The sequence below is a fragment of the Streptomyces sp. NPDC058877 genome (assembly GCF_042742855.1).
GTDB lineage: Bacteria > Actinomycetota > Actinomycetes > Streptomycetales > Streptomycetaceae > Streptomyces.
Genome location: NZ_JBHYMF010000044.1, coordinates 1 through 26,605 on the forward strand (window position 1 = coordinate 1; position 26,605 = coordinate 26,605).

The following is a 26,605-nucleotide window of genomic DNA, read 5'->3' on the forward strand; positions in this document are numbered from 1 at the left end:
GAACTCGACCTCCTCGTCGGTGCCGACGACGTCCTCCTGGAGCTCGCCCTCGCCGGAGCCGTCGGCTGGATCGCCGGCTACCCCAACGCCTTCCCGAAGGCCTGCGCCCTCCTCTACCGGGCTGCGGCGGCCGGCGACCTCGCCACCGTGCTCCCCCTCTACCGGTCGCTGCACCCGCTCTTCCGCTGGGACTCCAAGACCGAGTTCGTCCAGGCGATCAAGCTCTCCATGGACCTCGCCGGCCACCCCGGTGGAGCCTCCCGGCCACCCCGCCTCCCGCTGCCGCCCGCGGCGCAGGCCGTCGTGCGCGCCGCCACGGAGAAGGTCCTCGCCGAGGGCCACGCGTAACCGAGGCCCTCCCTCCGTCCGTCCGTCCGTCCGTCCATCCGTCCGTCCGTCCGTCCTCCCGAAGGTGACCCCATGCGCACCCGCCACGTCTACCACGCCGTGGACTCCCACACCGAAGGCATGCCCACCCGGGTCATCACCGGCGGCGTCGGGGTCATCCCCGGCGCCACGATGGCCGAGAAGCGGCTCCACTTCGCCGAGCACCTCGACCACGTCCGCACCCTGCTCATGTACGAGCCGCGTGGCCACGCGGCGATGAGCGGCGCGATCCTCCAGCCGCCCACCCGCCCCGACGCCGATTACGGAGTGCTCTACATCGAGGTGTCCGGCCTGCTGCCGATGTGCGGCCACGGCACCATCGGAGTCGCCACCGTCCTCGTCGAGACCGGCATGGTGCCGGTCGTCGAACCGGTCACCACCGTCCGCCTCGACACCCCGGCGGGACTCGTCAGCGTCGACGTCCGGGTCGAGGACGGGCGTGCCTGCTCCGTGACCCTCACCAACGTGCCCGCCTTCTCGGTCGGGCTCGACCTCAAGGTCGACGTCCCCGGATTCGGGAGGGTCACCTACGACCTGGCGTACGGCGGCAACTTCTACGCCTTCGTCGACCTCGACTCCCTGGGCCTGCCCTTCAAGCGCGCGCACAAGGACGAGCTGCTCGCGGCCGGGCTCGCCGTCATGGACGCCGTCAACGAGGGTCCCGACCGGCCGGTCCACCCCGAGAACCCGGCCTTCGCCGGGGTGAAGCACGTCTATCTGACCGCGCCCGGCTCCGACGCCGTCCGCTCGCGGCACGCGATGGCCATCCACCCCGGCTGGTTCGACCGGTCCCCGTGCGGCACCGGCACCAGCGCCCGGATGGCCCAGCTGCACGCCCGGGGACTCCTGGCCCCGCACACCGACTTCGTCAACGAGTCCTTCATCGGCACCGAGTTCACCGGACGGATCATCGGCGAGACCGAAGTGGGCGGGCTGCCGGCCGTCGTCCCGACCGTCACGGGGCGCGCCTGGATCACCGGTACGGCCCAGTACTTCCTGGACCCCCACGACCCGTTCCCCGCCGGTTTCCTGCTCTGAGGCGGCCCCGGCCCGCCCCATGACCCCGACTCCCGCGACTCACCTGACGGTCGGAGAAACGTGACATTGTACGATGCTCCTCCGTGACTTCTCGGAGGACGCACGATGGGTGACCTGAAACAGTACGGTCTCGTCAGAGCGCAGGAACGGCTCCGCGACCAGGTCGGCCACGCCCTCCGCGCGGCCCTGATCGCGGGCGAACTGCGCCCCGGCCACGTCTACTCGGCCCCCGGGCTCGCGAGCGACCTCGGGGTCTCCGCGACCCCGGTCCGCGAGGCCATGCTCGACCTGGCCCGGGAGGGCCTGGTCGAGCCCGTGCGCAACAAGGGCTTCCGGATCACCGAAGTCAGCGAGCGGGACCTCGACCAGTACACGGAGCTGCGTACCCTCATCGAGGTCCCCACCATCGGGCGGGTCACCCGCAGGGCCACCCGGGCACAGCTGGAGGAGCTGCGCCCGGTGGCCGAGGAGATCGTCTCGCGCGCCCGCGAGCACGACCTCATCGGCTATCTGGAGGCGGACCGCCGCTTCCACCTCGCGCTGCTCGCCCTCTCCGGGAACGAGCGGCTCGTGGAGACCGTCGGCGAACTGCGCAAGCGCTCCCGGCTCTACGGTCTGACCGGCCTCGACGAGGCGGGCAAGCTGGTCTCCTCGGCCGAGGAACACGTCGAGCTCCTCGACCTGATGATCGCCGGGGACGCTCCCGGGGCCGAGGCGTGCATGCTCCGCCACCTCGGCCACGTCCGCTCCCTGTGGGCCGACGCCGACGAGGGCGGTCCGAACTGATCCACCGGCACGGGGCCTACGCCCCCTCCGGTGGGACGATCGACCGCTTGAGGACCTTCCCCGTCGGTCCCTTCGGCAGCGCGTCCACGAACCAGATCCGCCGCGGATACTTGTAGGGGGCGACCCGCTTTCGCACGTGGGTGCGCAGCTTGGTCGGGGAGAGCCCGCTGCCAGGCCGCAGGACCACCGCGGCGGCGATCTCCTGCCCGTGCACCGGGTGGGGGACGCCGAGCACTGCGGCCTCCGCCACGTCCGGGTGGAGGTGGAGGACCTCCTCCACCTCCCGCGGGTACACGTTGAACCCGCCGCGGATCACCACGTCCTTCACCCGGTCGACCACTCGGAAGTCACCGGCCCCGTCCCGGGTGCCGAGGTCACCGGTGTGCAGCCAGCCGTCCCGCACCACCGCCGCGGTCGCCTCGGGACGCCGCCAGTATCCCTTCATCACGTTGTGGCCGCGGATCACGATCTCGCCGACCTCACCGTCCGGGACCTCCTTGCCGTCACGGTCGACCACGCGCATCTCCACGCCCTCGATCGGCACCCCGATCGTGCCGGGGGAACGCGGCCGGTCGATCCGGTTCACACAGGCCAACGGGGACGACTCCGACAGCCCGTACCCCTCCAGCACGGCGCAGTCGAAGTCCGACTCGAAGCCCGTCAGCACCGCCACCGGAAGCGGAGAACCACCGCACAGGCAGACCCGCAGCGAAGAGACGTCGTGCCGCGCCCGGTCCGGGTGCCGCAACAGCAGCGCGTACATGGTGGGGACGCCGAGGAAGACCGTGACCCGGTCCCGGGCGATGACGTCGAGCGCCCCCGCCGGATCGAAGCGGGCCATGAGGGTCAGGCAGCCCCCCGCGGACACCGCGCAGTTGAGCCCCATCACCTGCCCGAAGGAGTGGAAGAGCGGCAGTCCGCCGAAGACCACGTCCTCCGGACCGAGCCCCAGGACCCGCACCCCCTCGTCGACGTTGCGGCGGACGTTCCGGTGGGTGAGTTCCGCACCCTTCGGGGCCCCGGTCGTCCCGGAGGTGTAGAGCACGACCGCGGTGTCCTCGGGAGCACGGGCCGTGTCCACGGGCACGGGGGGCCGGGCCTCCAGGAGCGCGGTGAACTCCGACGGTTCGACCGCCAGGTACGGGGTGCCCGCCAGCCGCGCTCCCCCGGCCGCCTCCGCACCCTCCTGGTGCCAACCGAGGAGCAGCGCCGCCCCGGCGTCCGCCAGACAGTGCCGCACCTCGCCCGCGCGCAGCAGCGGGTTGAGCGGGACCACGATCCCACCCGCACGCAGGATGCCGTAGTACAGCACGGCGAACAGCGCGCTGTTGGGCAGCGAGAGGGCCACCCGGTCACCGGAACCGACACCGCGCGCCCGGAGCAGCGCGGCGGCCCGCCAGGCCAGCGCGTCGAGCGCACCGTACGACAGTTCGTCGGCGCCGAGCCGGAGTGCGGTCCGGTCGGGGTGCGCCGCCGCGCTCCGGGCCAGCAACGCGGGGACGGTACCGTCGTCGACGCTCATCAGAAGGGCTCCTTCGGGGCGGTTGGGATCGGGCGCGGCAATGCGGTGCGCGGCACGGTGACCGCCGTCAGCAACAGCCCGTCGCGGACGAGCCACCGGCCGTGCAGGACCTGCGGGAACGCGAAGCCGTCCGGCCGGACCGGGGGAGGGGGCACCAGGATCCTGACCCGGAACCGGCCGGCAGCGACCCCGGACCGCCCGCCGTGCGCGCCGGCCCCTCCCCCCGCACGCGCCGGTGCGCGGGGGACCGGAGGGCGACCGCGCCCTCCGAGCCGGTGCTCCTCCCCTTGCCCGGGCACGCGGGCACGCGGGCCCTCCGCCGTGCCGTCGAGCAGCCATGAGGCCTCGGCGTCCTCGAAGCCGAGCCAGGCCCCGCCGTACCCGCTCCAGGCCTTGTAGACGGACTCCTTGGCGCTGAACAACAAGCGGTCCCAGCAGATGTCCGACCGCCGTGCGGCGAGCACCCGCAGCCGTGCCCGCTCCGGCCCGAACGCCACCGCCCCGAGGACGCCCCGGGGCAGGGGCGCGTGCGGTTCGGCGTCGATGCCGAGCGCGAGCACGCGGTCGGCTGGTGCCACCGCTGCACCCCGGAAGCCCGCACAGTGCGTGATGCTGCCGATCACGCCGGCGGGCCACGCCGGCGCTCCGCGCCGCCCCCGCAGGAGCGGCGCCGGTGCCGCCCCCAGGGCGGCGAGGGCACGACGGGCACAGAGCCGGGCCGTCGCGAATTCGCGACGTCTGCCGGGCACGGCACGCGCCACCAGGGCTTCCTCCTCGGGGAACAAGCCCGCCGGCTCCGCGTCGACGGTTTCCTCCGCGCAACACGCCCGGCCGGCCAGCACCGCGTCCAGCAGCGGCGCCCCGCCGCCCCGCACGCTCACGCCCGGGCGCCCGACGCCGCGCCGTCGCGACCCCCGTGCCCGGACGTCTCGGCCCCGGTCGCCGGGAAGCGGGCCCAGCTCGCGATCCGCTCCACCAGACCCGCGTTGTGCCGGATCCAGCGGAAGTGGTCGAGCTTCCGCCCGCCGGCATCCGCCGACCGGTAGCGCCAGCGCTGGACACGGGCCGACGGAAGCTTCCCGCACAGATGGTCCACGGCCCCCGGCGGTGCCAGGGCGTCGCCCTCGACGTCGACGGCGAGCACGGGCAGATCGACGTTCCGCAAGGCGGCCTCGTAGTCGGCGACGGAACCCCGGGCCCGGTACCGGCCGGTCCGCATCTGCCGGGCCCAGTCCCGCATCAGTCCCACGGACTCGCGCCCGCCGAAGCCGAACCGGTTCCCCGGCCAGTAACCGAGCAGCTCCGCACCGGCCACGCACAGCAGGCTGCGCCCGAGCCAGCGCAGCCCCGGCCGGCGGTCCGACTCCGCTCCGAGGGCGCGCCACCAGGCCGAGCCGCTCGCGACCAGCACGATGCCCGCGAGGCGCGGTTGCCGGAGGCCGCAGTGCACCAGGCCGAGCTGGCCGCCTAGGCTGTGCCCCAGCAGCAGTCTCGGCGCGTCGGGGAAGGCCCGTTCGACGGCGTCGAGCACCGCGCCGAAGTCGTGCTCGACGAGCTCGCGGTAGCCGAAGCGGACCCCGCGCACCGGTACCGGGGTGCTCTCCCCGTGTCCCCGCAGGTCCGTCGTCACCACGGTCGCACCCCGCCGGTGCAGCGCCCGCACCAACGGGGTGTAGTGGCGGGCCGCGGTGCCCATGGCGGGGAGGACGACCACGACCGGTGCGGTGCGCTCGGGACGGGCGAGGGCCCGGACGACGAGCGTGGCACCGTCCGGAGCACTGAGCTCGGCGAGCACGGGGAAGGGAGGCGTCCTCGTCGTCATGTCCGCCTCCTGCCGTCCCGCGGTGCCCCGTGACCGCCTCGTGAAGCCTTCACCGTGCTCCGTTCCGCCCACCTCGCGGTGCCCCCGTCATCCCACGCACCCGCCGGTCATCGCCCCGGTGTCCTCCAGGCGCCAGCCGATCACGCCGGCTCCCCAGGTGACGCCCGCGCCGAAGGCCGCCACGCCGAGCAGGCCCGTCGGACCGAGCAGACCTTCCCGCCAGGCCTGGTGGAGGGCGAGGGGGATGGAAGCCGAGGAGGTGTTGGCGACCCGTTCGACGTTGAGGTAGAGCCGCTCCGGCGGGACGCCGAGCTCCTTTCCCACGGCCCGCACGATCCGTGCGTTCGCCTGGTGGGCCACGAACAGGTCGACGTCATCGGCGGTCAGTTCCCGCCGGGCGAGGACGTCCCGGGCCGCCTCGCTCATCCGCTCCACGGCCTGGACGAAGATCTCGGGGCCGTCCATACGGAGCTTCCGGTCGTACCTGTCGGCGTAGAGCAACGGGATCAGGTTCCCGTCCGAGCCGAGCCGGAAGGCAGGATCGGGGGTGCCCTCCGCCACCGCCTCCACGTCTGCGAGGACCACCGCCCCGGCGCCGTCGCCGAGCAGCACCGCGGTCGACCGGTCCTCGTGGTCGGTGATCCTGGTCAGCGCTTCGGCCCCGCAGACCAGGACGGTGCCGGCACGCCCCGACTCGATCAGCGCCACGGCGTGGTCGAGGGCGTACACGAATCCGGCGCAGGCCGCGTGCAGGTCGAAGGCAGCCGCCCGGTCCGCGCCGAGCCGGGCGGCCACCTCCACGGCGAGCCCGGGCGTGGTCCGGTCGGGCGTCGTGGTCGCCACGACGACGTGCCCGACCTCCTGCGCCGTCCGTCCCGACTGGGCGAGGGCGGTCCGTGCCGCGGCCAGTGCCAGATCGGCGAGGTGCCCGTCCTCCGGAAGGAAGTGGCGCCGTCGGATGCCGGTTCGCTTGACGATCCATTCGTCGGAGGAGCCGATCGCGGCGAAGTGACTGTTGGGGACGGCGCGTTCGGGAAGCGCCGAGCCGATGCCGACGATCGTCGCGGTCATGAGGGGTCCTCCTTGCCGACGCGGGGCGGGGCGCTGGTACCCGGGGGCTCGCCCAAGGCGTTCACCCCCATGCGGACGGCGTGCATCCCGCCGTCCGCATGGACGATCTCCCCGGTGACGGTGGCCGCCAGGTCGGAGAGCAGGAACAGGACCGGGCCGACGAGCCGGGCCGGGTCGGCGCGACTCCAACCGAGCGGTGCCTCCTGCTCCCAGCGGTCGGCGATCCGGTCGAAGCTGCTGATGGCGCGCCCGGCCACGGTCTCCACCGGGCCCGCGGCCACGAGGTTGACCCGGATGCCGGAACTCCCCAGGTAGAGGGCGAGATAACGGCAGACCGCGCCCAGCGTGGCCTTGCCGACCCCCATCCAGTCGTACCCGGGCCAGGCGCCCGACGCATCGAAGTCCAGCCCGACGACGCTGCCCCGGCCCGCGCCCCCGGCTCCGCCCTCGCGCAGCAGCGGAGCGAGCGCGGTGGTCAGGGAGTGCAGCGAGAACGCCGCCGTGCGCAGGGCGAGCGTCATGCTCTCGTCGGGGGTGGTGAGGAAGTTGCCGCTGAGCGCTGAGCGCGGAGCGGCGGCGATCGCGTGCAGGACGCCGTCGACCGCGCCCCAGCGGCGCTCCAGCTCCTTCGTGAGCGCGTTCAGGTCCTCGGGGCGCGTCACGTCCAGTTCGAGGACGTCGACCGGATAGGGGAGCCCGGAGGCCGCCGCTTCCGTGATCCGTCGGGTCCGCCCGAAGCCCGTCAACAGCACTTCCGCGCCCGCCTCCTGCAGCGCACGGGCGGTGTGCCAGGCGATCGAGTCGTCGTTCAGGACGCCGGTCACCAGGTAGCGGCGCCCCGAGAAGCCGAGCAGGTCGGGAACGCCGTGGGAATCGCGGGACGTGTGCATCAGGACCGTCCTTCCACGGCCAGTACCAGGGCCGCGTTGTGTCCGCCGAAGCCGAAGGAGGTGGAGAGCCCGAGGAGCGTGCCCGCCCCCGCGCCGGGAGTGAGCTTGCGCGCCGTGCGGACCAGGTCGAGGCGACCGAGCGCCGGGTCCGGCCCGCGCAGTCCCGCCGTCGGGGGTGCGACCCCGTGCCGCAGTGCCTGGAGCGTGACGATGGCCTCGACCGCGCCCGCCGCCCCGAAGAGGTGCCCGAGGGCGCCCTTGCTGGAGGAGAGGGGCAGCCCGGCGAGGACCGAGGGCCCCAGGACGCCGCGCAGGGCCTCGCACTCCAAACGGTCGTTGAGCGCGGTGCCGGTGCCGTGCGCGTTCACGTACGCCAGCTCCCCGGGTGCCGCTCCGGCCTCCCGCAGCGCGAGCGCGACGGCCCGGCCCGCTGGTTCGCCGGAAGGGTCGGGCGCGGTGACGTGGTGGGCGTCCGAGGTCGCCCCGTACCCCCGCACGACGCCGAGGACCTCGGCCCCGCGCCGGGCGGCGCCCGCGGCCGTCTCCAGGACGAGGACCCCGGCTCCCTCACCGATGACGAAGCCGTCCCGGCCCTCGTCGAAGGGACGGGGGGTGCCGCTCGGTGACAGGGCGCCGGCGTTGCCGAAGGCGGCGGCCACCAGCTCCGACGAGGACGCCTCCGCGCCGCCCGCGACGACGGCGTCGGCCGCTCCGGAAGCCAGCAGCCGCATCCCCGCACCCACGGCCTGGGCCCCGCTGCTGCAGGCCGACGCGACGCACAGGCTCTCGCCCTGGAAGCCGTGCCGCATGGAGAGGTGGGCGGCTGCCGCGTTCGCCATCATCTGCGGGACCATCAGCGGAGACACGAACCCGGCCCCCTCCCGCTCGTACACCTCCCGCTGTGCTTCGAAGGACGCCGTGCCGCCGAGGCCGCAGCCGATGACGCAGGCGACCCGGTCGGCCGGCCAGGGAGCCCGCTCGGTCCCTCGCTTCCCGGCCCGGGCGAGGGCCTCCTCGGCCGCCACCAGAGCCAGTTGGGTGAACCGGTCGGTGCGGCGCACGAGGTTCCGCGGCAGATGGTCGGTGGCGGTGAAGTCCGCCGGCCGCACGGACGGATGGCTCCCGGCGACCGCGGTTTCCCCGGCCACGCCCCGTTCGTGCAGCACGCGGGCTCCCACGCCGAGCGGAGTGACCGCACCGAAACCGGTGACGACGATCGCCCCGCCCCGCACCGGATCACTCAACTCCGGCCTTCTCGCAGCAGAGTTGGAGGATCTGGCCGACGGTTTCAATGCCGTCGAAGTCCTTCGTGCGGACCGGCACGCCGAGCTCGCGCTTGACGGACTGCGCGAGTTCCACCATGTCCAGCGAGTCGATTTCCAGGTCGTCGAGCGCCGCGCCCGGCAGGACGTCGGCGGCATCGACGCCCAGTTCCACGAGGGCCTCGGTGATGAACTGCTCGATGGCGGTGCGGTCCAGTGTCTCGGACATGACTCTCCCGTGCGGTGTCGAACGGCCGGATGGGGCGGGAACCGGACGGCGACCGGCAGGTGCCGCCGTCCGGAAGCTGGGGTCAGGCGGCGAGCTTCGAGGCGTGGTACGGGGACCAGTGCCACTGGCGCCAGTAGCTCTCCGCGATGTCCACCCATTCCTCCAGGCGCGCGGCGCTGTCCAGGAAGCGGGAAGCGCTGACCACCAGCCAGCTGTAGACGGCCTGGCTGTCGCGGCAGCCGCCGCACTCCCCGGAGGTGCAGCAGAACTGCAGCGACTCGTAGTCCGCGCCCCAGGCGGCGAAGCCCGGGATCACCGGGTTGCCGTTGGCGACCCGCTCCTCGTGGGCGGGGTGGTCGACGCTGAGGCTCGGACAGACCTCGTACCCGAAGCGCGCCCCCCAGTGGGAAGTGCCGGTGATGAGGCTGCGGATGAAGTACGGGTGGCTGACCACGGCCTCCGGAAACGCCTCCTTGACCCGCAGGGCCTCCTCCAGGACGCGTCGTTCGTTCTCGATCCGGATCGGATGGTCGGTCCCGTGCTCGCTGTAGAAGTTGAAGGTGACGATGTTGCCGTTCTCGGCGATCTTGCGCACGGTCGGTTCGAGGTACGGCAGTCCGGCCTCGGAGAGCGCGAAGATGAACAGGACCCGCGGATCGTCCCGGTAGTGCGAGAGCGCCGTGTCGAACAGGCCGGTGAACTTCGAGCCGTTGACCCGGATCGCGCGCAGGTCGTCGTCGAGCGGCCCCCCGCCGAAGATGCTGACGGCCACCGCGATCTGCTCGAAGCCCTGCACGGGCATCGGCCGCAGGCCGTTGGTCGAGATGGTGACGTACGGCAGTTCCTCGACGAACGCCTCCACCCGGCGCAGCACCAGGGTCGGCTCACCGCCGATCAGGGTCGCCTGGTTGACGCCCTCGTCCCGCAGCCGGCGGGCGAAGGCCCGGATCCGGTCCAGGTCCGAGAGCTCCCGCACGGCGGTGTCGAAGCCGCCCTCGAAGTACCAGCAGCCCTTACAGCGGATGTTGCAGTTGTTGGTGAGGTGGACCTCGCAGGAGCGCACCTCCCGTCCGAGCCGGCGCAGCCGGTGCAGCCGCTCGGCGAGGTCGGGACGTTCGGTCAGGAGGGCCGCGGTGCGTTCCTTCGCCTCGCGGCGGCCGAGCGGACGGGGGGTGATGGTCAGGGGGGTGGCCATGGCGGTGGGAACTCCTCGATCGGGCTGCGGGCGGTGTTCTCTCGCTGTCTCGGGTCTCCCCGTGCCGGGCTACTCGGGGACCTTCAGGCCGAGGTTCTCGATCCGCGGGGTGACCTTCGCCCGCCAGACGTCGCGGGCCTCGCCGTTGGTGGTCTGCCGGAGCCCGAAGCGGACGGCGAGCTTCGAGCGTTCCGAACGTGCGCTTCCGAAGATGCGGACGAATCCCGGCCACAAGCGGTCGAGACCCTGCTGGAGCGCCTCGCGGCCTTCCTCGGTGCGGGCGAGGTTCCGGCAGACCCGTGCGCCGTGCGCGATGTGGACCTTCTCGTCGAGGATGATCGTGCGCACCGCCTCGGCCCACGGCTTGTAACTGCTCTGTGCGAACTCGGAGATCATCACCATGGCGGTCTCCTCGCCGATGTACGAGAAGATCCCGCGCTCCGCCCAGGTGGTGCAGGTGTGGAACTCGTGGCCGGCGAACAGGTCGCGATCGGCGAGCCGCTGCTGCTCCATGTAGCCGGTGTCCACGCCTATGTCGGCCAGGATCCGCTTGCCGATCTTGTAGTGGTCGTACTCCTCGACGGCGCGCTCGGCACAGACCTGTCGCTCTTCTGCGTTCGGCGCGAGCGGCAGGAACACCTGAATGTAGTCATCGGCGCCCGAGAGTTCGCCTTCGGTGTTCACGATCATCCCCCGGACCGCGATCTCGCGGTAGTCCTCGGGCATGGCGAGGAATTCCTCGGGGGTGCGGACGACGACTGCCTCGTCGACGGGAACGGAAGATGCCATGGTGATCCACTCGCCTCGCTCGTTCGACTACGACCCGGAAAACCGGACTGCGACTCGAAAGCCCAGACCCGCGAACCGAAATGCCAGCCCCGCGCCCCGATGAGCTCGTGTCTCGACCGGCCCGAGTCCCGAGGGGCGCACATCTCGACCGACCCGAGCCCCGAAAGGTTTTTGGCCTGAAAGGCTCGTGACCCGAAAGGTCCGCAACCCGAAGGTCGTAGGACCCGAAAGGTCTGTGAAGCGGAAGACCTCGCACATCGCGGAGGGCATCGCGGTGCACTTCGGTCGATGGAACGGTTCGAACGCTATCCACGGCACGGCCGTCCATCAATGAGTCCCACGATCGGAATGGCCGATTTCCCAGAGGCATCCACGGTGCGGACAGAACCGTGCGGCAAACGGCCCACGGCGCGTCGGACACGACGGCAAGGGAACATCCGGCCTCCTTTCCCGGCACCCACCAGCGAGAGCGGGGAGAGGAGGGGAATCTTCCGAATGGGTTGTGCACGGCTGGATTCCCACGGACCGCAGTGTGGCTGGATCAGCACGGTGAAGAGCTGTGCGATGCACAGGGAAAGGAAGACAACTCAGCCATCTGCGGCGGGAATCGAACGATCTGGACACGCTCCTGAATCTCTATATGCTGACGCCATGCTTCCTGCTGCCTCCGTGCCCGCGAACGCGACCTCCTCCACTCCCTCCGTGCCCGCGCCGGCCACGGCCTCCCGCCTGGCCAACGTCGGCTCGTCACCCGTGCGGGAGATCCTGGCGCTCACGGCGAGGCCCGAGGTGATCTCGTTCGCCGGAGGGCTCCCGGCCCCCGAACTCTTCGACGTCGACGGGATCAGGGCGGCGTACGGGAAGGTCCTGAAGGACTCCCCGCAGCAGGCGCTCCAGTACTCGACGACCGAGGGCGATCCCGGGTTGCGCACCGCCGTCGCCGCCCGGCTCACCACACGCGGACTGCCCACGGAACCCGATGACCTCCTCGTCACCACCGGCTCGCAGCAAGCCCTGACGCTACTCACCACCGCCCTCGTCGAACCGGGCGGCGTGGTCCTCGTCGAGGACCCCTGCTACCTCGCGGCCCTGCAGAGCTTCGGGTTCGCCGGTGCCCGGGTCGTCCCGGTGCCCACCGACGACCAGGGCATCCTCCCGGAGGCCCTGGAGGAGATCGCCTCCCGCGAACAGGCCACCCTCCTCTACCTGGTGCCCACCTTCCAGAACCCCACGGGACGGACCCTTCCCGACGAGCGCCGCGCCGCCGTCGCGGCGGCAGCCGCACGGCACGGGTTCTGGATCGTCGAGGACGACCCGTACGGCGAGCTGCGCTACGACGGCGAGCGCGTCCCCTGGATCGCGGCCCACCCCGCAGCGGCCGACCGCACCGTCCTGCTCGGCTCCTTCTCCAAGGTGATGGCCCCCGGGCTCCGACTCGGCTTCCTGCGCGCCCCCGCCGGGCTGCGCCGCGCCTGCGTGATCGCCAAGCAGGCCGCGGACCTGCACACCTCGACCATCGACCAGGCCGCCGCTGCACGTTATCTACAGGACAGCGACCTCGATGCGCACGTCGCGGTGATGCGCAGCGCCTACCGGGAGCGCAGGGACGCGATGCTCGAAGGCCTGCCGGCCGCACTGCCCGAAGGGAGCCGGTGGAACAGCCCGGAGGGCGGCATGTTCATCTGGGTGACCCTGCCCGAGGGCCATGACGCGACTGCTCTCCTGCCGACCGCCGTCGGCCACGAGGTGGCGTACGTGCCCGGGGCGCCGTTCTTCTGCGGAGAACCCGACCCCGGAGCGATGCGGCTGTCGTTCACGACGCACTCGGCCGACGAGATCAAGGAAGGCCTCCAGCGGCTCGCGAAGAGCTTCGTCCGATGAGGGACACCGAGCTTCCGGCGCGCGGCCCGCAGACGGCCTCCGCAACCGAGGCCTTGTCGCCGGACGAACTGAACACGCTCGTCCAGCGGCAGTTTCCGGACTACGCAGCCTGCCGGGTCACCGAGGCAAGCGGAAGCCGGCTCCTCATGGAGGCGGACGGGGCCGGGCTCCGCACCCGGCCCGGCGGCACGATCTCGGGCCCCGAGCAGGCCGGGCTCGTCGACCTCGCCGCCTTCCTCCTGATCAATGCACGGCTCGGTCGGTCCACCCCGATGGCCCTGACCACCTCCCTCCAGATCAGCTACCTCAACCGCCCCCGCCCCGGCCTGCTCCGCGTCCACGCCCGCATGGCCAAGTTCGGCCGGCGCCTCTGCGTGGTCCTCGCCGAGCTGAGCGACGGAGCGGGCGATCTGGCCGCCTCGGCCACCGTCACGTACTCCGTCCCGCCACCGGACGCGGTCCGGGGAACCGGCTGAGCGCCGCCCCGCCCCGTGCGCCGGAGGGCGCCTCGCTCGTGTCCTCCCCGGCATCCGCACCATCGCCCCGTGTCGTTGTTGGGCCGAACGAGTGAGGAGCGGGAGGATGGGGCCATGAGTAGGTACGAGAGGTACGACGTCACCGACGAACAATGGGAGGGCCTCGCCCAGGTACTGCCCCTGCGCGGCCGTGACGAATGGCCGTCCAGGGTCGACCACCGCACGATCCCCGAGCAGTACGAATCCGCCGAGCAGCGCCGCATGGTCGTGCTCCGCGTGCAGGTCTTCGCCGACGCCCGTGAGGTCGCCGAGTACCTCATCGCCCAGATCCCGGTGCTCCTCGACCTGACGAGCGCGGACACCGACGTCGCCAAGCGGATCCTCGACTTCAGCAGCGGCGTCGTCTTCGGCCTCGGCAGCGGCATGCACCGCGTCGACCGGAACGTCTTCCTGTTGGCCCCGGCCGGCACGGAGGTCGAGGGCGCGGAGGGCGAGGAGGACGTCTTGGACGGCCGTACGGCCGGCGTCCCCCGATCGTAGGAAGGCCGCTTCGCCGTAACGGTTCATCAGGGAAGGCCCTGCATACGGTCCGGGCATGGACCTCACCACTGGCTCCGCGCTCGCCCACCCACCAGACGACCGCCCCTCCGACGCCGCTCCCCCCTCGACCGTGCCGCCTTCCTCCACCCCCGCCGACCGGAACCCCGCGGGGTGCACCGGGGGCGCCGGGACGTGGACGCCGGAGCCCCCGGTGCACCGGGTTCCGGCTTCCGGAACCCGGGAGACCGGGTCCCGCGCCGACGACCCCGGTCCCTCCGGAGGCCGCACGGTCGGAGCGCGCGTGCCCGGGGCCCGCACGGGTGGCACCGGTACTTCCGGAGCGGCCACCGGCGGACCCCACCCCGCCGTCCCCGCGGCGCGGGCCCCGCTCCCGTCGGAGGGACGGGACGGGAGCCCCGTCCCCCGGCCGGCCGTCACCGAGCTGCGGCTCTCCGCCTTCGCCGGGCAGGGCGCAGCCGTGCATGCGCTCGGACCGGTCACGCTCTTCGCCGGCCCCAGCGGCAGCGGCAAGTCCACCACCCTCCGGGCGTACGAGGCCCTGGCCCGGCTCGGCGCCGGCGATCCGCTCGACGAGGCGTTCCCCCACGCCGCCGACTGCATCCCCGACCGCGCCAGGCCCGATGCCCAGGGCAGGCGCGGCTTCCGCATCGGATGCACGGTCGACGGACCCGAAGGGCCCGTGCACCTGGACCTCGCCGTGCAGGCCGAGCCACACCTGAGGATCGTCGGTGAGCGGCTCACCCGCAGGGGACGCACCCTGTTCGCCACCGCGCTCCGCGACCCCGGCCGCAACACCGTCCAGGCCGAGTGGCACACCGCGGGAACCGCCCCCGTCACCCGTGCCCCGCTCCCCGACGACCTGCTCGGCACGGCGCTCCTACCGCTGCGGGTCGCGGGCAAGACGCAGGGACAGCTGGAAGTCCTCGCCGCCGCGGAGCAGATGGTCATCGGACTGCGGTCCGCCTTCGCCTGCGACCCCAGGCCCGAAGGGATGCGCGCCCCGGTCCCGCCCGGAGAGGGACGGCTGCGGCGCGGCTGCGGCAACCTCGCCGAAGTCCTGCACCGCACCCACACCGACTGTCCCCGGCGCCACCAGCGCCTCGCGACCGTCGCCGGAGCGGGCTGTGCGGGGCCCGTCACCGGTCTTGGCGTGCGGCGACTCCCGGACGGCACCGTTCGGGCGGTCCTCGAACGCGGAGATCGCCCCGCGACCCCGCTGGGACGCCTCGGCAACGGTGAGCTGCGCTATCTGGCGCTCGCGCTGACCTTGCTCACCGGACCCGGCGTCCTCGAAATGGACCGGATCGCCGAGGTGCCGGACGCCATGCAGGGTCTGACGGTGCTCGCCGACGGCCTCGACCGGGAGCTCGACGGCCGACAGACGGGGGAACTGTTGCGGCTCGCGGCGGACATCGCGGCCGACGGGCACATCCGGGTGGCGGGCACGGTCGGGGAACGGGCGGCGGGGCAGGCGCGCCTGACGCCCGGGGTGACGGTGGTAGACCTGTGCGGATGACGGACAACGACGTATCGGCACTGCAGCGCAGACTGGTCGACTTCGCGGCGGCCCGCGGGTGGCAGCCTTACCACACGCCCAAGAACCTGGCTGCGGCCCTCAGCGTGGAGGCCTCCGAACTCCTGGAAATCTTCCAGTGGTTGACGCCGGAGCAGGCGGAACGGGTGATGGAGGAACCCGAATCGGCGCACCGGGTCGCCGACGAGGTCGCGGACGTGCTCGCCTACCTCCTCCAGTTCTGCCAGGTGCTCGGGGTCGATCCGCTGGTGGCGCTGGCGGCCAAGATCGATCGGAACGAGGTCAGATTTCCCGTTCGAGGGCCGGGCGGAGGGGCCGAGGAGGGGGGAACGGGCGAAGATCGTCACTCTTCGGAGTGATCAACTTTTCCCCGTCAGGCTTCCTGTCCACAGATTTCCGAATTCCCCTGGTGTTGGGGCTCAGGTCGCCTCACTCTGGGTAGTGGAGTCAGTGGGCAGTAAGTCGTACGAACGGGGGCGGTGTTGATGGATGCGGAGCGACTCATCGCGCTCGGCCGGCGGGCGCTGGCAGAGAGCGGGACGGCGCAGGACATCGTGGCGGAGGCCTGGCAGGCCCAGGCCCTCGCCCAGGCGATAGGGAGTCGTCTCGCGCTCTGCGGGCCGCTGGAGCTGCGCGGCGAGGCGCGGGGGCTCAGCGAGGTCGGGGAGTATCCGGTCTGGGGGGCCGACGGGCCGCGTGCGGCCCGACTGACCGAAGTGGCCGACCCCTGGGAGACGTTGGCCGCGTTGGGGGACCTCTTGGGAGAGGTGGGGATCGCACTCGTGGGAGTGGCCTGTGCCACCGACGAGGAGGCGCTCTATTGGCAGTGCATCGAGGCGATCGACGCCGCCGACGAGTCGAGTGACCGGGTGCGGGGAATGCTGCGGCGCCTCGCCGTGCGGGACGGAGAGCGAGCCCGCCCGCCCGACCCCGCCCGGGGGAGAGCAGGCCCGGGGCGGGACCGGGGGGCATCGTGGTAGCCCTCTTCCGGGTGGTGCCGATCGGAAGGAGAGGACTTGCGCCGGCGCGACTTCCGCTCGTACGGCGCGGGCGCGGGCCGCCCGGGTGTACCGGCCTCGCCCCGGCGCCGTCCGGGCCCGTGGGCTTGGGGGGTGGTGCCGCCCGGGGTGGACGCAAGCCCGTGGGCTTGGGTGTGGGGGCGACGGCACCGGCGGATCAGCGCTGCTCGTCGCCGAAGTGCTGGTGCTTGGGCTCGGAGTCGGTTTGGAGCGGGCTGGCGTGCCGGTCGGAGGTGGACTGGAGGTCGGCGTCCAGCTGGGAGAGGTCGGCGGAGAGCGCCGCCATCAGTTCCTCCATCTGCTGGAGCAGCCCCTTGGGGGCACCCGTGCCCTGCTGCTCGGGCACGGACTGCGACGCCGGTTGTTCGGGTACGGCCTGCTCCGGCACGGCTTCCTGGGACATGGCGGCCTCCTCGGCCCGGGCCCCGCCGCCGAGGACGGGGTCGTGAGAGAGCGACGCACCGGCAGCGGCCGGCCGGCACGCGGGCCGGGCGGTCCGGCTCCGTCCGAGCCAACGACGGGTGTCGGGCCCCGGTCACTGGCCAGGGCGAACGGGGCCCGCCAAGGGGGCGGATATTCACCCGACCGAGCCGGGGCGGTCGAGGGGCTGACGGCGGGGTTGACAGGCATCCGACGGTGCAGGATGGAGGCATGGATCTTCGCATTTTCACCGAACCCCAGCAGGGGGCCGACTACGACACCCTCCTCTCGGTGGCCCGGGCCACCGAGGAGCTCGGATTCGACGCCTTCTTCCGCTCCGACCACTACCTCAGCATGGGGGCCGCCGACGGTCTGCCCGGACCGACCGACGCCTGGATCACCCTTGCGGGTCTGGCCAGGGAAACGAAGAGGATCCGACTCGGCACCCTGATGACCGCCGGGACCTTCCGGCTTCCGGGGGTCCTCGCCATCCAGGTCGCCCAGGTGGACCAGATGTCCGGAGGCCGTATCGAACTGGGCTTGGGCGCCGGGTGGTTCGAAGAGGAGCACAGGGCCTACGGCATCCCCTTCCCGAAGGAGAAGTTCGGCCGTCTCGAAGAACAATTGGAGATCGTCACCGGTCTGTGGGGGACCGAGGTCGGAAAGCACTTCAGTTATGAGGGGGCGTACTACCAGCTCGCGAACTCGCCCGCACTGCCGAAGCCGGCGCAGCCGAGGGTCCCGGTGCTGATCGGTGGACACGGCGCGAGCCGCACCCCGCGGCTCGCCGCACGGTACGCGGACGAGTTCAACATTCCGTTCGCCTCCATCGAGGACAGCGAGCGGCAGTTCGGACGGGTCCGGGCCGCAGCCGCAGCCCACGGTCGGGCGCCCGACGATCTGGTGTACTCCAACGCCCTGGTCGTCTGCGTCGGCAAGGACGACGCCGAGGTGGCCCGTCGCGCCGCCGCCATCGGCCGGGACGTCGCGGAGCTCAAGGCGAACGGGCTCGCGGGCTCACCCGCCGAGGTCGTCGACAAGCTCGGGAGGTACGCGGCGATCGGTTCCTCCCGGGCCTACCTCCAGGTCTTGGACCTGGAAGACCTGGACCACCTGGAGTTGATCTCGGCCCGGGTCCAGTCACAGTTGGATTGAGGAGGCGAGCCCGATGAAGCCGGTCCGCACGCTAGAGGAAGCCCTGGGGGCGGGGACGATCGTTCTCGACGGAGGGCTGTCCAACCAGCTGGAGGCGCAGGGCTGCGACCTCTCCGACGGGCTCTGGTCCGCGCGACTCCTCAGCGATGGGCCCGAGCACATCGAGGCGGCCCACACGGCGTACCTGCGGGCCGGTGCACGGGTCCTGATCACTTCCAGCTACCAGGCCACGTTCGAGGGGTTCGCCCGGCGCGGAACGGGCCGGGAGCGGGCGTCGCGCCTACTGGCCAGGAGCGTGGAACTGGCCCGGAGGGCTGCGCGGGGCACGGGGGAGGACGTGTGGGTCGCCGCGTCCGTAGGGCCGTACGGGGCGATGCTCGCGGACGGCAGTGAGTACCGAGGGAGGTACGGGCTGTCCGTGGGGGCGCTGGAGAAGTTCCACCGACCCCGGATCGAGGCCCTGGCCGCGGCGGAGCCGGACGTCCTCGCCCTGGAGACCGTCCCGGACGTCGACGAGGCGGAGGCGTTGCTGAGGGCTGCCGAGGGGTGCGGGGTGCCCGTGTGGCTCTCCTACACGGTTGCTGGTGGGCGGACCCGGGCCGGGCAGGACCTGGCGGAGGCCTTCGCGGTTGCGGCGGGGAACGAACAGGTCGTGGCCGTCGGGGTGAACTGCTGTGACCCGGCGGACGTGGAAGCCGCCGTGCAGCTCGCCGTGGCCGCGACCGGGAAACCGGGCGTGGTCTATCCCAACAGTGGCGAGCGCTGGGACGCCCGGGAGCGCAACTGGCGCGGGGAGACCGCCTTCGATCCTGCCCTGGCCATCGGGTGGGTCGGCTCCGGCGCCCGACTCCTCGGAGGCTGTTGTCGCGTCGGCCCGCCCACGATCAGCGCCCTCGCCACCGTGCTGGGAAGGGGCGGTGGTGCCCACGCCGGTTGAACGGGCGTGGCCTTCCGGCCACGTGAAAATGCCTGGCCGGGCCGAGGGGGGCGAACGATACTCGGAAGCGTGTTCCTCACGATCAGCACCACCGGCACCCCTGAGCGACCCGCGACCGATCTCGGCTTCCTGCTGCACAAGCATCCCGATCGGGCGCAGGCGTTCTCCACCTCCCACGGCACCGCCCACGTCCTGTACCCGGAGGCGAGCGCCGAGCGGTGCACGGCGGCGCTCCTCCTGGAGGTGGACCCCGTGGCGTTGGTGCGCCGCGGCAAGGGCAAGGGGAGGAGCGGCGCTCCGGACGCTGCGCTCGCACAGTACGTGAACGACCGCCCCTACGCCGCCTCCTCGCTGCTCGCGGTCGCACTCGCCCGGGTGTTCAAGACGGCGCTGCACGGCGAGTGCAAGGCGCTGCCCGAGCGCGCTGCTGCACCGCTCCCACTGCGGATCGAGGTCCCCGTCCTGCCTGCCCGCGGCGGTCCCGCACTGGTGCGGGCGCTGTTCGGGCCGCTGGGCTGGGCCACTGTGGACGCCGAGCCGGTGCCCCTGGACGAGGAGTTCCCCGAGTGGGGCGACTCGCGGTACGTACGGCTGGTCCTGGAGGGCGAGCTGCGGCTCGCGGACGCCCTCAACCACCTGTACGTCCTCCTGCCGGTCCTCGACGACGCCAAGCACTACTGGGTCGCCCCCGACGAGGTCGACAAGTTGCTGCGCGCCGGCGACGGCTGGTTGGCCCGGCACCCCGAGCAGAAGTTGATCACCGCGCGCTACCTCTCGCGACGCTGGGGCCTGACCCGTGAGGCGACGGAGCGGCTCGAACTGGTGCGGCTCGCCGAGGCGGAGGGGCTGGACGTCGAGGACGTCGACAACGCCGTCGACGAGGCGAGCGACACGGAGGAGCGTCCGGTGCCGCTCGCCGAGCGGCGGCGGGCGGAGATCCTCGCTGCACTCGCTGCTGCCGGGGCCAGCCGGGTGCTCGATCTCGGCTGTGGCCAGGGGCAGTTGGTGCAGGCCCTGCTCAAGGATCCGCGCTTCGCCGAGATCGTGGGCGTCGACGTGTCCGTGCGGGCCCTGGGCGTGGCCGCGCGCCGGCTGCGCCTGGACCGGATGGGGGAGCGGCAGGCCGCCCGGGTGACGTTGGTGCAGGGCTCCTTGACCTACACCGACAAGAGGCTGGGCGGTTATGACGCGGCCGTGCTCAGCGAGGTGATCGAGCACCTGGACCTGCCGAGGCTGCCGGCCTTGGCGTACGCGGTGTTCGGCTCGGCCCGGCCCCGTACGGTCATCGTGACCACGCCGAACGTCGAGTACAACGTGCGGTGGGAGTCGCTTCCGGCCGGGAGCGTCCGGCACGGGGACCACCGCTTCGAGTGGACCCGCGAGGAGTTCTCGGGTTGGGCGGCGGGCGTTGCCGAGCAGTACGGGTACGAGGTCGGTTTCCGATCCGTGGGCCCGGACGATCCGGAGGTCGGGCCGCCGACCCAGATGGCCGTCTTCAGCCGCAACGGCACGAGCGCCGAGGGCAGGACGACGGAGGACGAGACCGTGGAGAGCGAGAGCGAGAGCGAGAGCGTGGAGGACGAGACCGTGGAGGACGGGATCGCGAAGGAGGCCGTGGCATGACCCGCACCCTGCCCGTGACCGACCTGTCCCTCGTGGTGCTCGTCGGCGCCACCGGTTCCGGCAAGTCCACCTTCGCCCGGCGCCACTTCAAGCCGACCGAGATCGTCTCCTCCGACTTCTGCCGCGGGCTCGTCGCCGACGACGAGAACGACCAGTCCGCGAGCAAGGACGCCTTCGACGTGCTGCACTACATTGCGGCCAAGCGCCTGGCGGCGGGGCGGCTGACCGTCGTCGACGCCACCAACGTGCAGCCGGAGGCGCGGCGTCAGCTCGTCCGGCTGGCCAGGGACCACGACGTGCTGCCGATCGCGATCGTCCTCGACCTGCCCGAGGACGTGTGCCGCACCCGCAACGCCGCCCGGCCCGACCGGGCGGGCATGCCCGCGCACGTCATCCAGCGCCACCGCCGAGAGCTGCGCCGCTCGTTGCGGGGCCTGGAACGCGAGGGCTTCCGCAAGGTCCACGTGCTGCGTTCGGTGGCGGAGGTCGAGGCCGCCGAGGTCGTCCTGGAGCGCCGCTTCAACGACCTGCGGCACCTCACCGGCCCCTTCGACGTCATCGGTGACGTCCACGGCTGCCGCTCCGAGCTGGAGGTTCTGCTGGCCAAGCTCGGTTATGTGGACGGACACCATCCCGAGGGGCGGACGGCCGTCTTCGTCGGTGACCTCGTCGACCGGGGCCCCGATTCTCCGGGCGTCCTGCGCAGGGTCATGGGAATGGTCGCCGCGGGCGACGCGCTGTGCGTCCCCGGCAACCACGAGAACAAGCTCGGCCGGTGGCTCAAGGGCCGGAAGGTCCAGGAGACGCACGGACTGGCCGAGACGATCGAACAGCTGGGGCGCGAGCCGGAAGAATTCCGTTCCCGGGTCGCGGAGTTCGTCGACGGGCTCGTCAGCCACTACGTCCTCGACGGCGGGAAGCTGGTCGTCTGCCACGCCGGGCTGCCGGAGAAGTACCACGGCCGCACCTCGGGACGGGTCCGTTCGCACGCGCTGTACGGGGACACCACGGGCGAGACCGACGAGTTCGGCCTGCCGGTGCGCTATCCCTGGGCGGAGGAGTACCGGGGGCGGGCCACCGTCGTGTACGGACACACCCCGGTGCCGAACACCTCCTGGGTCAACAACACCCTCTGCCTCGACACCGGCGCCGTGTTCGGCGGGAAGATGACCGCGCTGCGCTGGCCCGAGCGCGAACTCGTCGACGTGCCGGCCGAGCGCGTCTGGTACGAGCCGGCCCGCCCGCTCGTCACCGAGGCGCCCGGTGGGCACCAGGGCCGTCCCCTGGACCTGGCCGACGTGCACGGACGACGGACCGTGGAGACCCGCCACCACGGGAACGTCGCGGTGCGCGAGGAGAACGCCGCGGCGGCCCTGGAGGTGATGAGCCGGTTCGCGATCGACCCGACGCTGCTCACCTACCTCCCGCCGACGATGGCGCCGACCGCCACCTCCCGGGAGGAGGGCTATCTGGAGCATCCGGCCGAAGCCTTCGCCCAGTACCGGGCGGACGGCGTCGAGAGGGTCGTGTGCGAGGAGAAGCACATGGGTTCCCGGGCCGTGGCCCTGGTCTGCCGGGACGCCGCAGTGGCCCGCGAGCGGTTCGGAGCCTCCGGGGCGACGGGTGCCCTGTACACCCGTACCGGACGCCCCTTCTTCGACGACCGGGACGTCACCGAGGAGGTCCTCGACCGGCTCCGGGCGGCGATCGGTGCCGCCGGAACCTGGAGCGAGCTCGACACGGACTGGCTGCTGTTGGACGGTGAGCTGATGCCGTGGTCGCTCAAGTCGGCGGGACTGCTGCGCAACCAGTACGCGGCAGTCGGTGCGGCCTCCGGCGCGGTTCTCCCGCGGGCGGTCGACGTCCTGGAGCGGGCGTCGGCCCGCGGCGTCGACGGGCTCGAAGGGCTGCTCGCCCGGCAGCGGGAGCGGGTGACCGACGCGGCGGCCTTCACCCGGGCGTACCGCGGGTACTGCTGGCCGACCGAGGGCTTGGAGGGCGTGCGGTTCGCCCCCTTCCAGTTGCTCGCGGCCCGCGGACGGTCGCTGGCGGCGGTCCCCCACGACGAACAGTTGGCCCGCATCGACCGGCTCGTCGAGCACGATCCGACCGGGCTGCTGCAGGTCACCCGTCGACTCCTCGTCGACACCGGCGACGAGGCGTCGGTCCGCGCGGGCATCGACTGGTGGTCGGAGATGACGGGCGCCGGTGGTGAGGGCATGGTCGTCAAGCCGCTGGCAGCGCTCGTCCGCGATGCCGGGGGCAGGCTCGGGCAGCCGGGCGTGAAGGTGCGGGGCCGGGAGTACCTGCGGATCATCTACGGCCCCGAGTACACCCGCCCGGAGAACCTGCAGCGTCTGCGCCAGCGCTTCCTCGGACACAAGCGGTCGCTCGCGCTGCGCGAGTACGCCCTGGGGCTGGAAGCCCTCGAACGGCTCGCTGCCGACGAACCGCTCTGGAGGGTTCACGAGGCCGTCTTCGCGGTTCTCGCCCTGGAGTCCGAGCCGGTCGACCCGAGGCTCTGAAGGCGTCGGCGCCCCGGGGCGTGGAGCGCCGGGTGCCGGGTGCCGTGTTCCGGACCTGCGGGTTCGGTGGCCCCGGCGCCCCCGTGTGCGCCGCCGCCGACCGGTGGTGGCGTGCACCGCGGGGGACCGGTGGACGTCCGCGGGGCCAGGGGCGATCCGTCGGGTCTCCCCGAACGGGGCGCAGGGGGCCGGAAGTCGGCGCTCCCCTGCGCCCCCCGTGCTCGTTGACGCATTTCTCCAGGACCCTCTAGCGTTCTTCACCCCGTGATGTGACGCAGCATCAATAGTGTTGCGGGGCAAGGCATGTGGGAGGGAAAGAGAGGTGCGCCGGCTGACCACCGGCGGGCGGTCCCTTCCGGGGGCTCGCGGACGGTACGGGGGTGGGTGTCGGTGACTCTCTTCGGACGAGACCGCTCCTTGTCCCGTGCCCTCCTCCCGGCCGACCAGGGCCCGCGCGGCGCCACCGGTACGGTCGAAGCGCTGGCCGCCGTCCCGTTCCGTCGTTCTCCGGCTCCGTCCGCTGCCGCTGCCGTGCGGGCCCCGCGAGCGCCCGCCCGGGGGACCGGCCGCCCCGACGGGGAACCGGCGGGCAGGGCCCCGCCGGGTGGGCGGAGGACCACGTCGCCGTCGCGAAGGACGGCCGGTCCGGACGCACCGTCACGGCACCACACACAGGGAGTCCGAGAGTGATCAGTGCGGGAGAGAACGCGCTAGCGGGCGGGATCCACCGGTTCGTCGTCTTCGGCCACCCGTGCGGCTCCGCGACCCCGGACGCGGCCGAGGAGGAGCGGCACCGGGTCGGGCTGTACGCCGCCTTCGACGAGGCGTACGGCTCCGTGGGCGTCGAACCGGGCACCTTCCACCAGGAGGACCGGGGGGACGGCCTCCTCGTCGCCCTGCGCCCCGACGTGTCGCCGACCCTGATGGTCGGACGGTGGATCGACACCCTCTACGAGAGCCTGCGCACCCACAACGTGGGCCGGCGCCGGCGCCTGCGGCTGCGGATCGGCATGAACGCAGGACTCGTCGCCCGGGACGCACGGGGGCTCGTCGGGCGGGCGGTGGACCGCGCCACCCAACTGTGCGACAGCGTCCCGGCCCGGCGGATCATGGCGGAGAGCCCGGAGGTCGACCTGCTCGTCGTCGTCTCCGACTGGCTGTACGCGAACGTGGTCGTCGAAGGGGGCCGTTACGTCGAGCCGGGCCACTACCGGCCGGCCCGCATCCGGTCCGCGGAGACCGACGAGACCGCGTGGTTCCACGTGCCGCGCAGGGCCGCCCCGCCGCTGCCCGCCCCCGAGGGGGGAACGGATGCGTCCGGAGGTAAGCGCACTGCGGGCGGGTGGCCACGGACCGGTGCCGGGCCGTTGCGGGAGGACGACTGGGCGCCCCGGGCCGGGGACGGGAAGCGCCCCCACCGCACCGGGGGCGAACTGGTCGACCCCCTCGGCGACACCGTCCCCGAGGGGGCGGCCGGCGCGTCCGAGGGCCCGGGGCCGGGCGAGCCGGGATGACCGGTGCCCTCTGCGGCGCCGTCCGTCGGCGCCCCGGCCCCTGCGGGACCGCCACGGGCACGTGTGCGCCCCGGGCCGCCGGGGAGGGGCGGGCCCCGAAGAGGCGCCCGCCCCCTTGCCGTGACGGGCCGCACCGGGGCACGAGGGCTTCCTCCCGTGCCGTCCCGCAGCGCAGCGCGGTGATCTGGCACCGGCTCGGGGTGCTCGACGAACAGGCCCGGGGCCGCCTCCCCCCCCGGCGGACGGAACTGCGGTGCGCCACGGGGGGAACGCCGTGACGGAAGGAGCGAACCGATGACGGGGCCCGAGCAGGGCGGGGACGCGGGGCCGGACGGGCGGGAGCGGGGGGCACGGGGCCGGGAGCGGCGGCGCACGGCGCCCACCGGCCGGGCCGCGCCCGGACGTCCGCGCGGCCCCCTCATCGGCGAGTACGCGCCGCCGTACCGGCGCCGGAGCGGTCGGGTCGCCGCTGTGCTCCTCTACCGCAACGGCGGTCACCGGGTGGTCTGGCCGGACCGCACCGAGGACGTCAACAAGCCGGTGTTCGGCTCCCCCTACACCGTCTTCGAGGTCAGGCTCGGTCGCCACGTCACCGAGTTCCGGCTCCGACTGCCCGCCGCCGGGGACGGCGTCTTCTTCGACGCGGTCGTCAAGGTCCAGTGGACGGTGACGGACCCGCGCCTCGTCGTCCGGGAGCAGGTCGAGGACGTTGCCGAACTGCTCCACGACGAACTCCTCGACGGTCTGCGCAGGCTGTCGAGGAGGTTTCGGATCACCGACGCGGAACGCGCCGACGAGGCCGTCCGAGAGGAACTCGCCGCAGGACGGCTCGGTTTCGGCCGGGACCTCGGGCTGTGGACCCGTGTGCACGTCTTCATCGACCTCGACGAGTCCGTCAAGGCCGAGGTGTCCCGGCGCGACCGGGCCGGCGTCACCATGGAGGCCGACGAACGCGTCGCCGAGGCGGAGCGACGGAGGAGGGCCGCCGACCGCGCCCTCATCGCCGACCGGGCCCGGGAGATGGAAGCCCTCTTCCGCCGCGGTGACCTCGCCCAGATCGCCCACCACATGGCGATGCACCCCGACAAGCAGTGGGAGATCCGCACCCAGCTCCAGCGGGAGCGGCGCGAGGGCCGGGGGGACTATCTCGCCGTCGTCGATCGGCTCCTGGACAGCGGGGTCCTGGAACGGCACGACATCGGCGAGCAGGCGTACCAGGTGTTGACGTACCTCCGGTCCCGGAGCGGCACCCCTCCCGGTGGCGCCGGTGATCGGCCCCCCGCCCCTTCGGACGGTTCCGACCCGCGACCGCGGGAACTGACGGAGGGGCGCCCCGAGCAGGCCCTCCCGGACGGGGGCGTCGGGCACGGCGACGCCCCGCACGAACCCCGGGTCCATGAACCGACCCGGGTCGAGTCGTGCGCCGAACGGGAGCGCGAGCCGGAAGGGGTCCGGAGGCGGCTCCGGGGCCACCGGGAGGACGGCCACGGCCGGTACGAGCAGCACGACCCGTACGAGGGTGCCGACCCGTACGACCGGAACGGCTACGACCGCCCCGATCCGTACGACCGGAACGACCGGTACGACCGGAACGGCTACGACCGCAACGACCGGTACGACCGGTACGACCGTGACGATCCGTACGACCGGGAGGGGCGGGACGGGGCGGGCCGCCCCCCGCGCCGCAACGGGAACGCCCGACCCGCCCGATCCGGCGTCGACTTCGACGACTGGGACGACGAATGAGCACGGCCGTGACCGGCTCCTCCCCCGACGGCGGTCGGGCGCCCGCGTCCGTGCTGCGCGAGGAGTTGCGGTGGGGGACTCCGGCGCGCCCTCCGGACGCACCGGGTCGCAGCGGGGCCGTGGTTTCCCGTGCCGTGCTGCTCATCGGTGCTCCGACCGCCGTGATCGTCCTGGTCGGCGTGGCCCAGTGGATCACCTGACACGGTTGCCCCGCTCCGTCAGG

Annotated in this window: 26 protein-coding genes; 16 read left to right on the top strand and 10 right to left on the bottom strand. The window is 72.8% G+C overall.

Annotated elements, in window-relative coordinates:
- The 3 genes from ACFW2Y_RS13355 to ACFW2Y_RS13365 form a co-directional block, all read left to right on the top strand.
- Nucleotides 1–348, top strand: a 348-nt coding sequence (locus tag ACFW2Y_RS13355) for a dihydrodipicolinate synthase family protein (RefSeq protein ID WP_384877324.1), incomplete at its 5' end; no start/stop codon positions are given.
- A gap of 72 nt (nt 349–420) precedes the next feature.
- On the top strand, nt 421–1,425 hold the full coding sequence (locus ACFW2Y_RS13360; RefSeq protein WP_384877326.1) for a proline racemase family protein: 1,005 nt from the start codon (nt 421–423) through the stop codon (nt 1,423–1,425).
- A 105-nt stretch (nt 1,426–1,530) separates the two neighbouring features.
- Nucleotides 1,531–2,211 carry a GntR family transcriptional regulator gene (locus ACFW2Y_RS13365; protein ID WP_384877328.1) on the top strand — a complete coding sequence of 227 codons (681 nt, stop codon included), beginning with the start codon at nt 1,531–1,533 and terminating at the stop codon, nt 2,209–2,211.
- Nucleotides 2,212–2,227: 16 nt separating this feature from the next.
- Here the strand turns inward: ACFW2Y_RS13365 and ACFW2Y_RS13370 are convergent, their stop codons facing one another.
- The 9 genes from ACFW2Y_RS13370 to ACFW2Y_RS13410 form a co-directional block, all read right to left on the bottom strand.
- The gene (locus ACFW2Y_RS13370; RefSeq protein WP_384877330.1) at nt 2,228–3,733 is read right to left on the bottom strand and encodes a long-chain fatty acid--CoA ligase; all 1,506 of its coding nucleotides are present in this window, start codon (nt 3,731–3,733) and stop codon (nt 2,228–2,230) included.
- Entirely contained in the window at nt 3,733–4,614 is an 882-nt protein-coding gene (locus tag ACFW2Y_RS13375; protein WP_384877332.1) for a 4'-phosphopantetheinyl transferase, read from the bottom strand. Before ACFW2Y_RS13375 ends, ACFW2Y_RS13370 begins: the two co-directional genes overlap by 1 nt.
- Nucleotides 4,611–5,555 (bottom strand): alpha/beta fold hydrolase, encoded by a 945-nt coding sequence (locus ACFW2Y_RS13380; RefSeq protein WP_384877334.1) that lies wholly within the window; start codon nt 5,553–5,555, stop codon nt 4,611–4,613. The genes ACFW2Y_RS13375 and ACFW2Y_RS13380 overlap by 4 nt, the downstream gene beginning before the upstream one ends.
- An 87-nt stretch (nt 5,556–5,642) precedes the next feature.
- A complete protein-coding gene (locus ACFW2Y_RS13385; protein ID WP_384877336.1) occupies nt 5,643–6,626 on the bottom strand; it encodes a beta-ketoacyl-ACP synthase 3 in 984 nt (327 codons plus the stop codon).
- Nucleotides 6,623–7,516 carry an enoyl-ACP reductase FabI gene (gene fabI / locus ACFW2Y_RS13390; RefSeq protein ID WP_384877338.1) on the bottom strand — a complete coding sequence of 298 codons (894 nt, stop codon included), beginning with the start codon at nt 7,514–7,516 and terminating at the stop codon, nt 6,623–6,625. The genes ACFW2Y_RS13385 and fabI overlap by 4 nt, the downstream gene beginning before the upstream one ends.
- Nucleotides 7,516–8,760 (bottom strand): beta-ketoacyl-[acyl-carrier-protein] synthase family protein, encoded by a 1,245-nt coding sequence (locus tag ACFW2Y_RS13395; protein ID WP_384877340.1) that lies wholly within the window; start codon nt 8,758–8,760, stop codon nt 7,516–7,518. Before ACFW2Y_RS13395 ends, fabI begins: the two co-directional genes overlap by 1 nt.
- The gene (locus tag ACFW2Y_RS13400) at nt 8,753–9,007 is read right to left on the bottom strand and encodes an acyl carrier protein (protein ID WP_384877342.1); all 255 of its coding nucleotides are present in this window, start codon (nt 9,005–9,007) and stop codon (nt 8,753–8,755) included. The genes ACFW2Y_RS13395 and ACFW2Y_RS13400 overlap by 8 nt, the downstream gene beginning before the upstream one ends.
- Before the next feature lie 82 nt (nt 9,008–9,089).
- A complete protein-coding gene (locus ACFW2Y_RS13405; protein ID WP_384877344.1) occupies nt 9,090–10,202 on the bottom strand; it encodes a radical SAM protein in 1,113 nt (370 codons plus the stop codon).
- Nucleotides 10,203–10,271: 69 nt separating this feature from the next.
- On the bottom strand, nt 10,272–10,991 hold the full coding sequence (locus ACFW2Y_RS13410; protein WP_384877346.1) for a Phenylacetic acid catabolic protein: 720 nt from the start codon (nt 10,989–10,991) through the stop codon (nt 10,272–10,274).
- Between the two features lie 651 nt (nt 10,992–11,642).
- Here ACFW2Y_RS13410 and ACFW2Y_RS13415 point away from each other — a divergent pair.
- From ACFW2Y_RS13415 to ACFW2Y_RS13440, 6 genes are all read left to right on the top strand, one after another.
- Nucleotides 11,643–12,872 (top strand): PLP-dependent aminotransferase family protein, encoded by a 1,230-nt coding sequence (locus ACFW2Y_RS13415; protein ID WP_384877348.1) that lies wholly within the window; start codon nt 11,643–11,645, stop codon nt 12,870–12,872.
- The gene (locus ACFW2Y_RS13420) at nt 12,869–13,348 is read left to right on the top strand and encodes a PaaI family thioesterase (protein WP_384877350.1); all 480 of its coding nucleotides are present in this window, start codon (nt 12,869–12,871) and stop codon (nt 13,346–13,348) included. The genes ACFW2Y_RS13415 and ACFW2Y_RS13420 overlap by 4 nt, the downstream gene beginning before the upstream one ends.
- 114 nt (nt 13,349–13,462) lie before the next feature.
- On the top strand, nt 13,463–13,888 hold the full coding sequence (locus tag ACFW2Y_RS13425) for a cell division protein SepF (protein WP_384877352.1): 426 nt from the start codon (nt 13,463–13,465) through the stop codon (nt 13,886–13,888).
- Nucleotides 13,889–14,330: 442 nt separating this feature from the next.
- Nucleotides 14,331–15,425 (top strand): ATP-binding protein, encoded by a 1,095-nt coding sequence (locus ACFW2Y_RS13430; protein ID WP_384877401.1) that lies wholly within the window; start codon nt 14,331–14,333, stop codon nt 15,423–15,425.
- Nucleotides 15,422–15,802 (top strand): nucleotide pyrophosphohydrolase, encoded by a 381-nt coding sequence (locus tag ACFW2Y_RS13435; RefSeq protein WP_384877354.1) that lies wholly within the window; start codon nt 15,422–15,424, stop codon nt 15,800–15,802. The genes ACFW2Y_RS13430 and ACFW2Y_RS13435 overlap by 4 nt, the downstream gene beginning before the upstream one ends.
- Nucleotides 15,803–15,928: 126 nt before the next feature.
- Nucleotides 15,929–16,423, top strand: coding sequence for a DUF6099 family protein (locus ACFW2Y_RS13440; RefSeq protein WP_384877403.1), 495 nt, complete (start codon nt 15,929–15,931; stop codon nt 16,421–16,423).
- Nucleotides 16,424–16,619: 196 nt separating this feature from the next.
- Here the strand turns inward: ACFW2Y_RS13440 and ACFW2Y_RS13445 are convergent, their stop codons facing one another.
- Nucleotides 16,620–16,865, bottom strand: coding sequence for a hypothetical protein (locus tag ACFW2Y_RS13445; RefSeq protein WP_384877356.1), 246 nt, complete (start codon nt 16,863–16,865; stop codon nt 16,620–16,622).
- Between the two features lie 248 nt (nt 16,866–17,113).
- Here ACFW2Y_RS13445 and ACFW2Y_RS13450 point away from each other — a divergent pair, with 248 nt between their 5' ends.
- The 7 genes from ACFW2Y_RS13450 (at nt 17,114) to ACFW2Y_RS13480 (ending at nt 26,582) form a co-directional block, all read left to right on the top strand.
- On the top strand, nt 17,114–18,037 hold the full coding sequence (locus tag ACFW2Y_RS13450; protein ID WP_384877358.1) for an LLM class F420-dependent oxidoreductase: 924 nt from the start codon (nt 17,114–17,116) through the stop codon (nt 18,035–18,037).
- Nucleotides 18,038–18,050: 13 nt separating this feature from the next.
- The gene (gene mmuM / locus ACFW2Y_RS13455) at nt 18,051–18,974 is read left to right on the top strand and encodes a homocysteine S-methyltransferase (RefSeq protein WP_384877359.1); all 924 of its coding nucleotides are present in this window, start codon (nt 18,051–18,053) and stop codon (nt 18,972–18,974) included.
- Between the two features lie 69 nt (nt 18,975–19,043).
- Nucleotides 19,044–20,597 carry a 3' terminal RNA ribose 2'-O-methyltransferase Hen1 gene (locus ACFW2Y_RS13460; RefSeq protein WP_384877361.1) on the top strand — a complete coding sequence of 518 codons (1,554 nt, stop codon included), beginning with the start codon at nt 19,044–19,046 and terminating at the stop codon, nt 20,595–20,597.
- The gene (locus ACFW2Y_RS13465) at nt 20,594–23,122 is read left to right on the top strand and encodes a polynucleotide kinase-phosphatase (RefSeq protein ID WP_384877363.1); all 2,529 of its coding nucleotides are present in this window, start codon (nt 20,594–20,596) and stop codon (nt 23,120–23,122) included. The genes ACFW2Y_RS13460 and ACFW2Y_RS13465 overlap by 4 nt, the downstream gene beginning before the upstream one ends.
- A 686-nt stretch (nt 23,123–23,808) precedes the next feature.
- The gene (locus tag ACFW2Y_RS13470; protein ID WP_384877365.1) at nt 23,809–24,636 is read left to right on the top strand and encodes a hypothetical protein; all 828 of its coding nucleotides are present in this window, start codon (nt 23,809–23,811) and stop codon (nt 24,634–24,636) included.
- 294 nt (nt 24,637–24,930) lie between these two features.
- Nucleotides 24,931–26,382: a hypothetical protein gene (locus ACFW2Y_RS13475; RefSeq protein ID WP_384877367.1), complete on the top strand. Its 1,452-nt coding sequence runs from the start codon at nt 24,931–24,933 to the stop codon at nt 26,380–26,382.
- Complete coding sequence (locus ACFW2Y_RS13480) at nt 26,379–26,582, top strand: hypothetical protein (RefSeq protein WP_384877369.1); 204 nt, start codon at nt 26,379–26,381, stop codon at nt 26,580–26,582. Before ACFW2Y_RS13475 ends, ACFW2Y_RS13480 begins: the two co-directional genes overlap by 4 nt.
- The last annotated feature ends 23 nt before the right edge of the window (nt 26,583–26,605 follow it).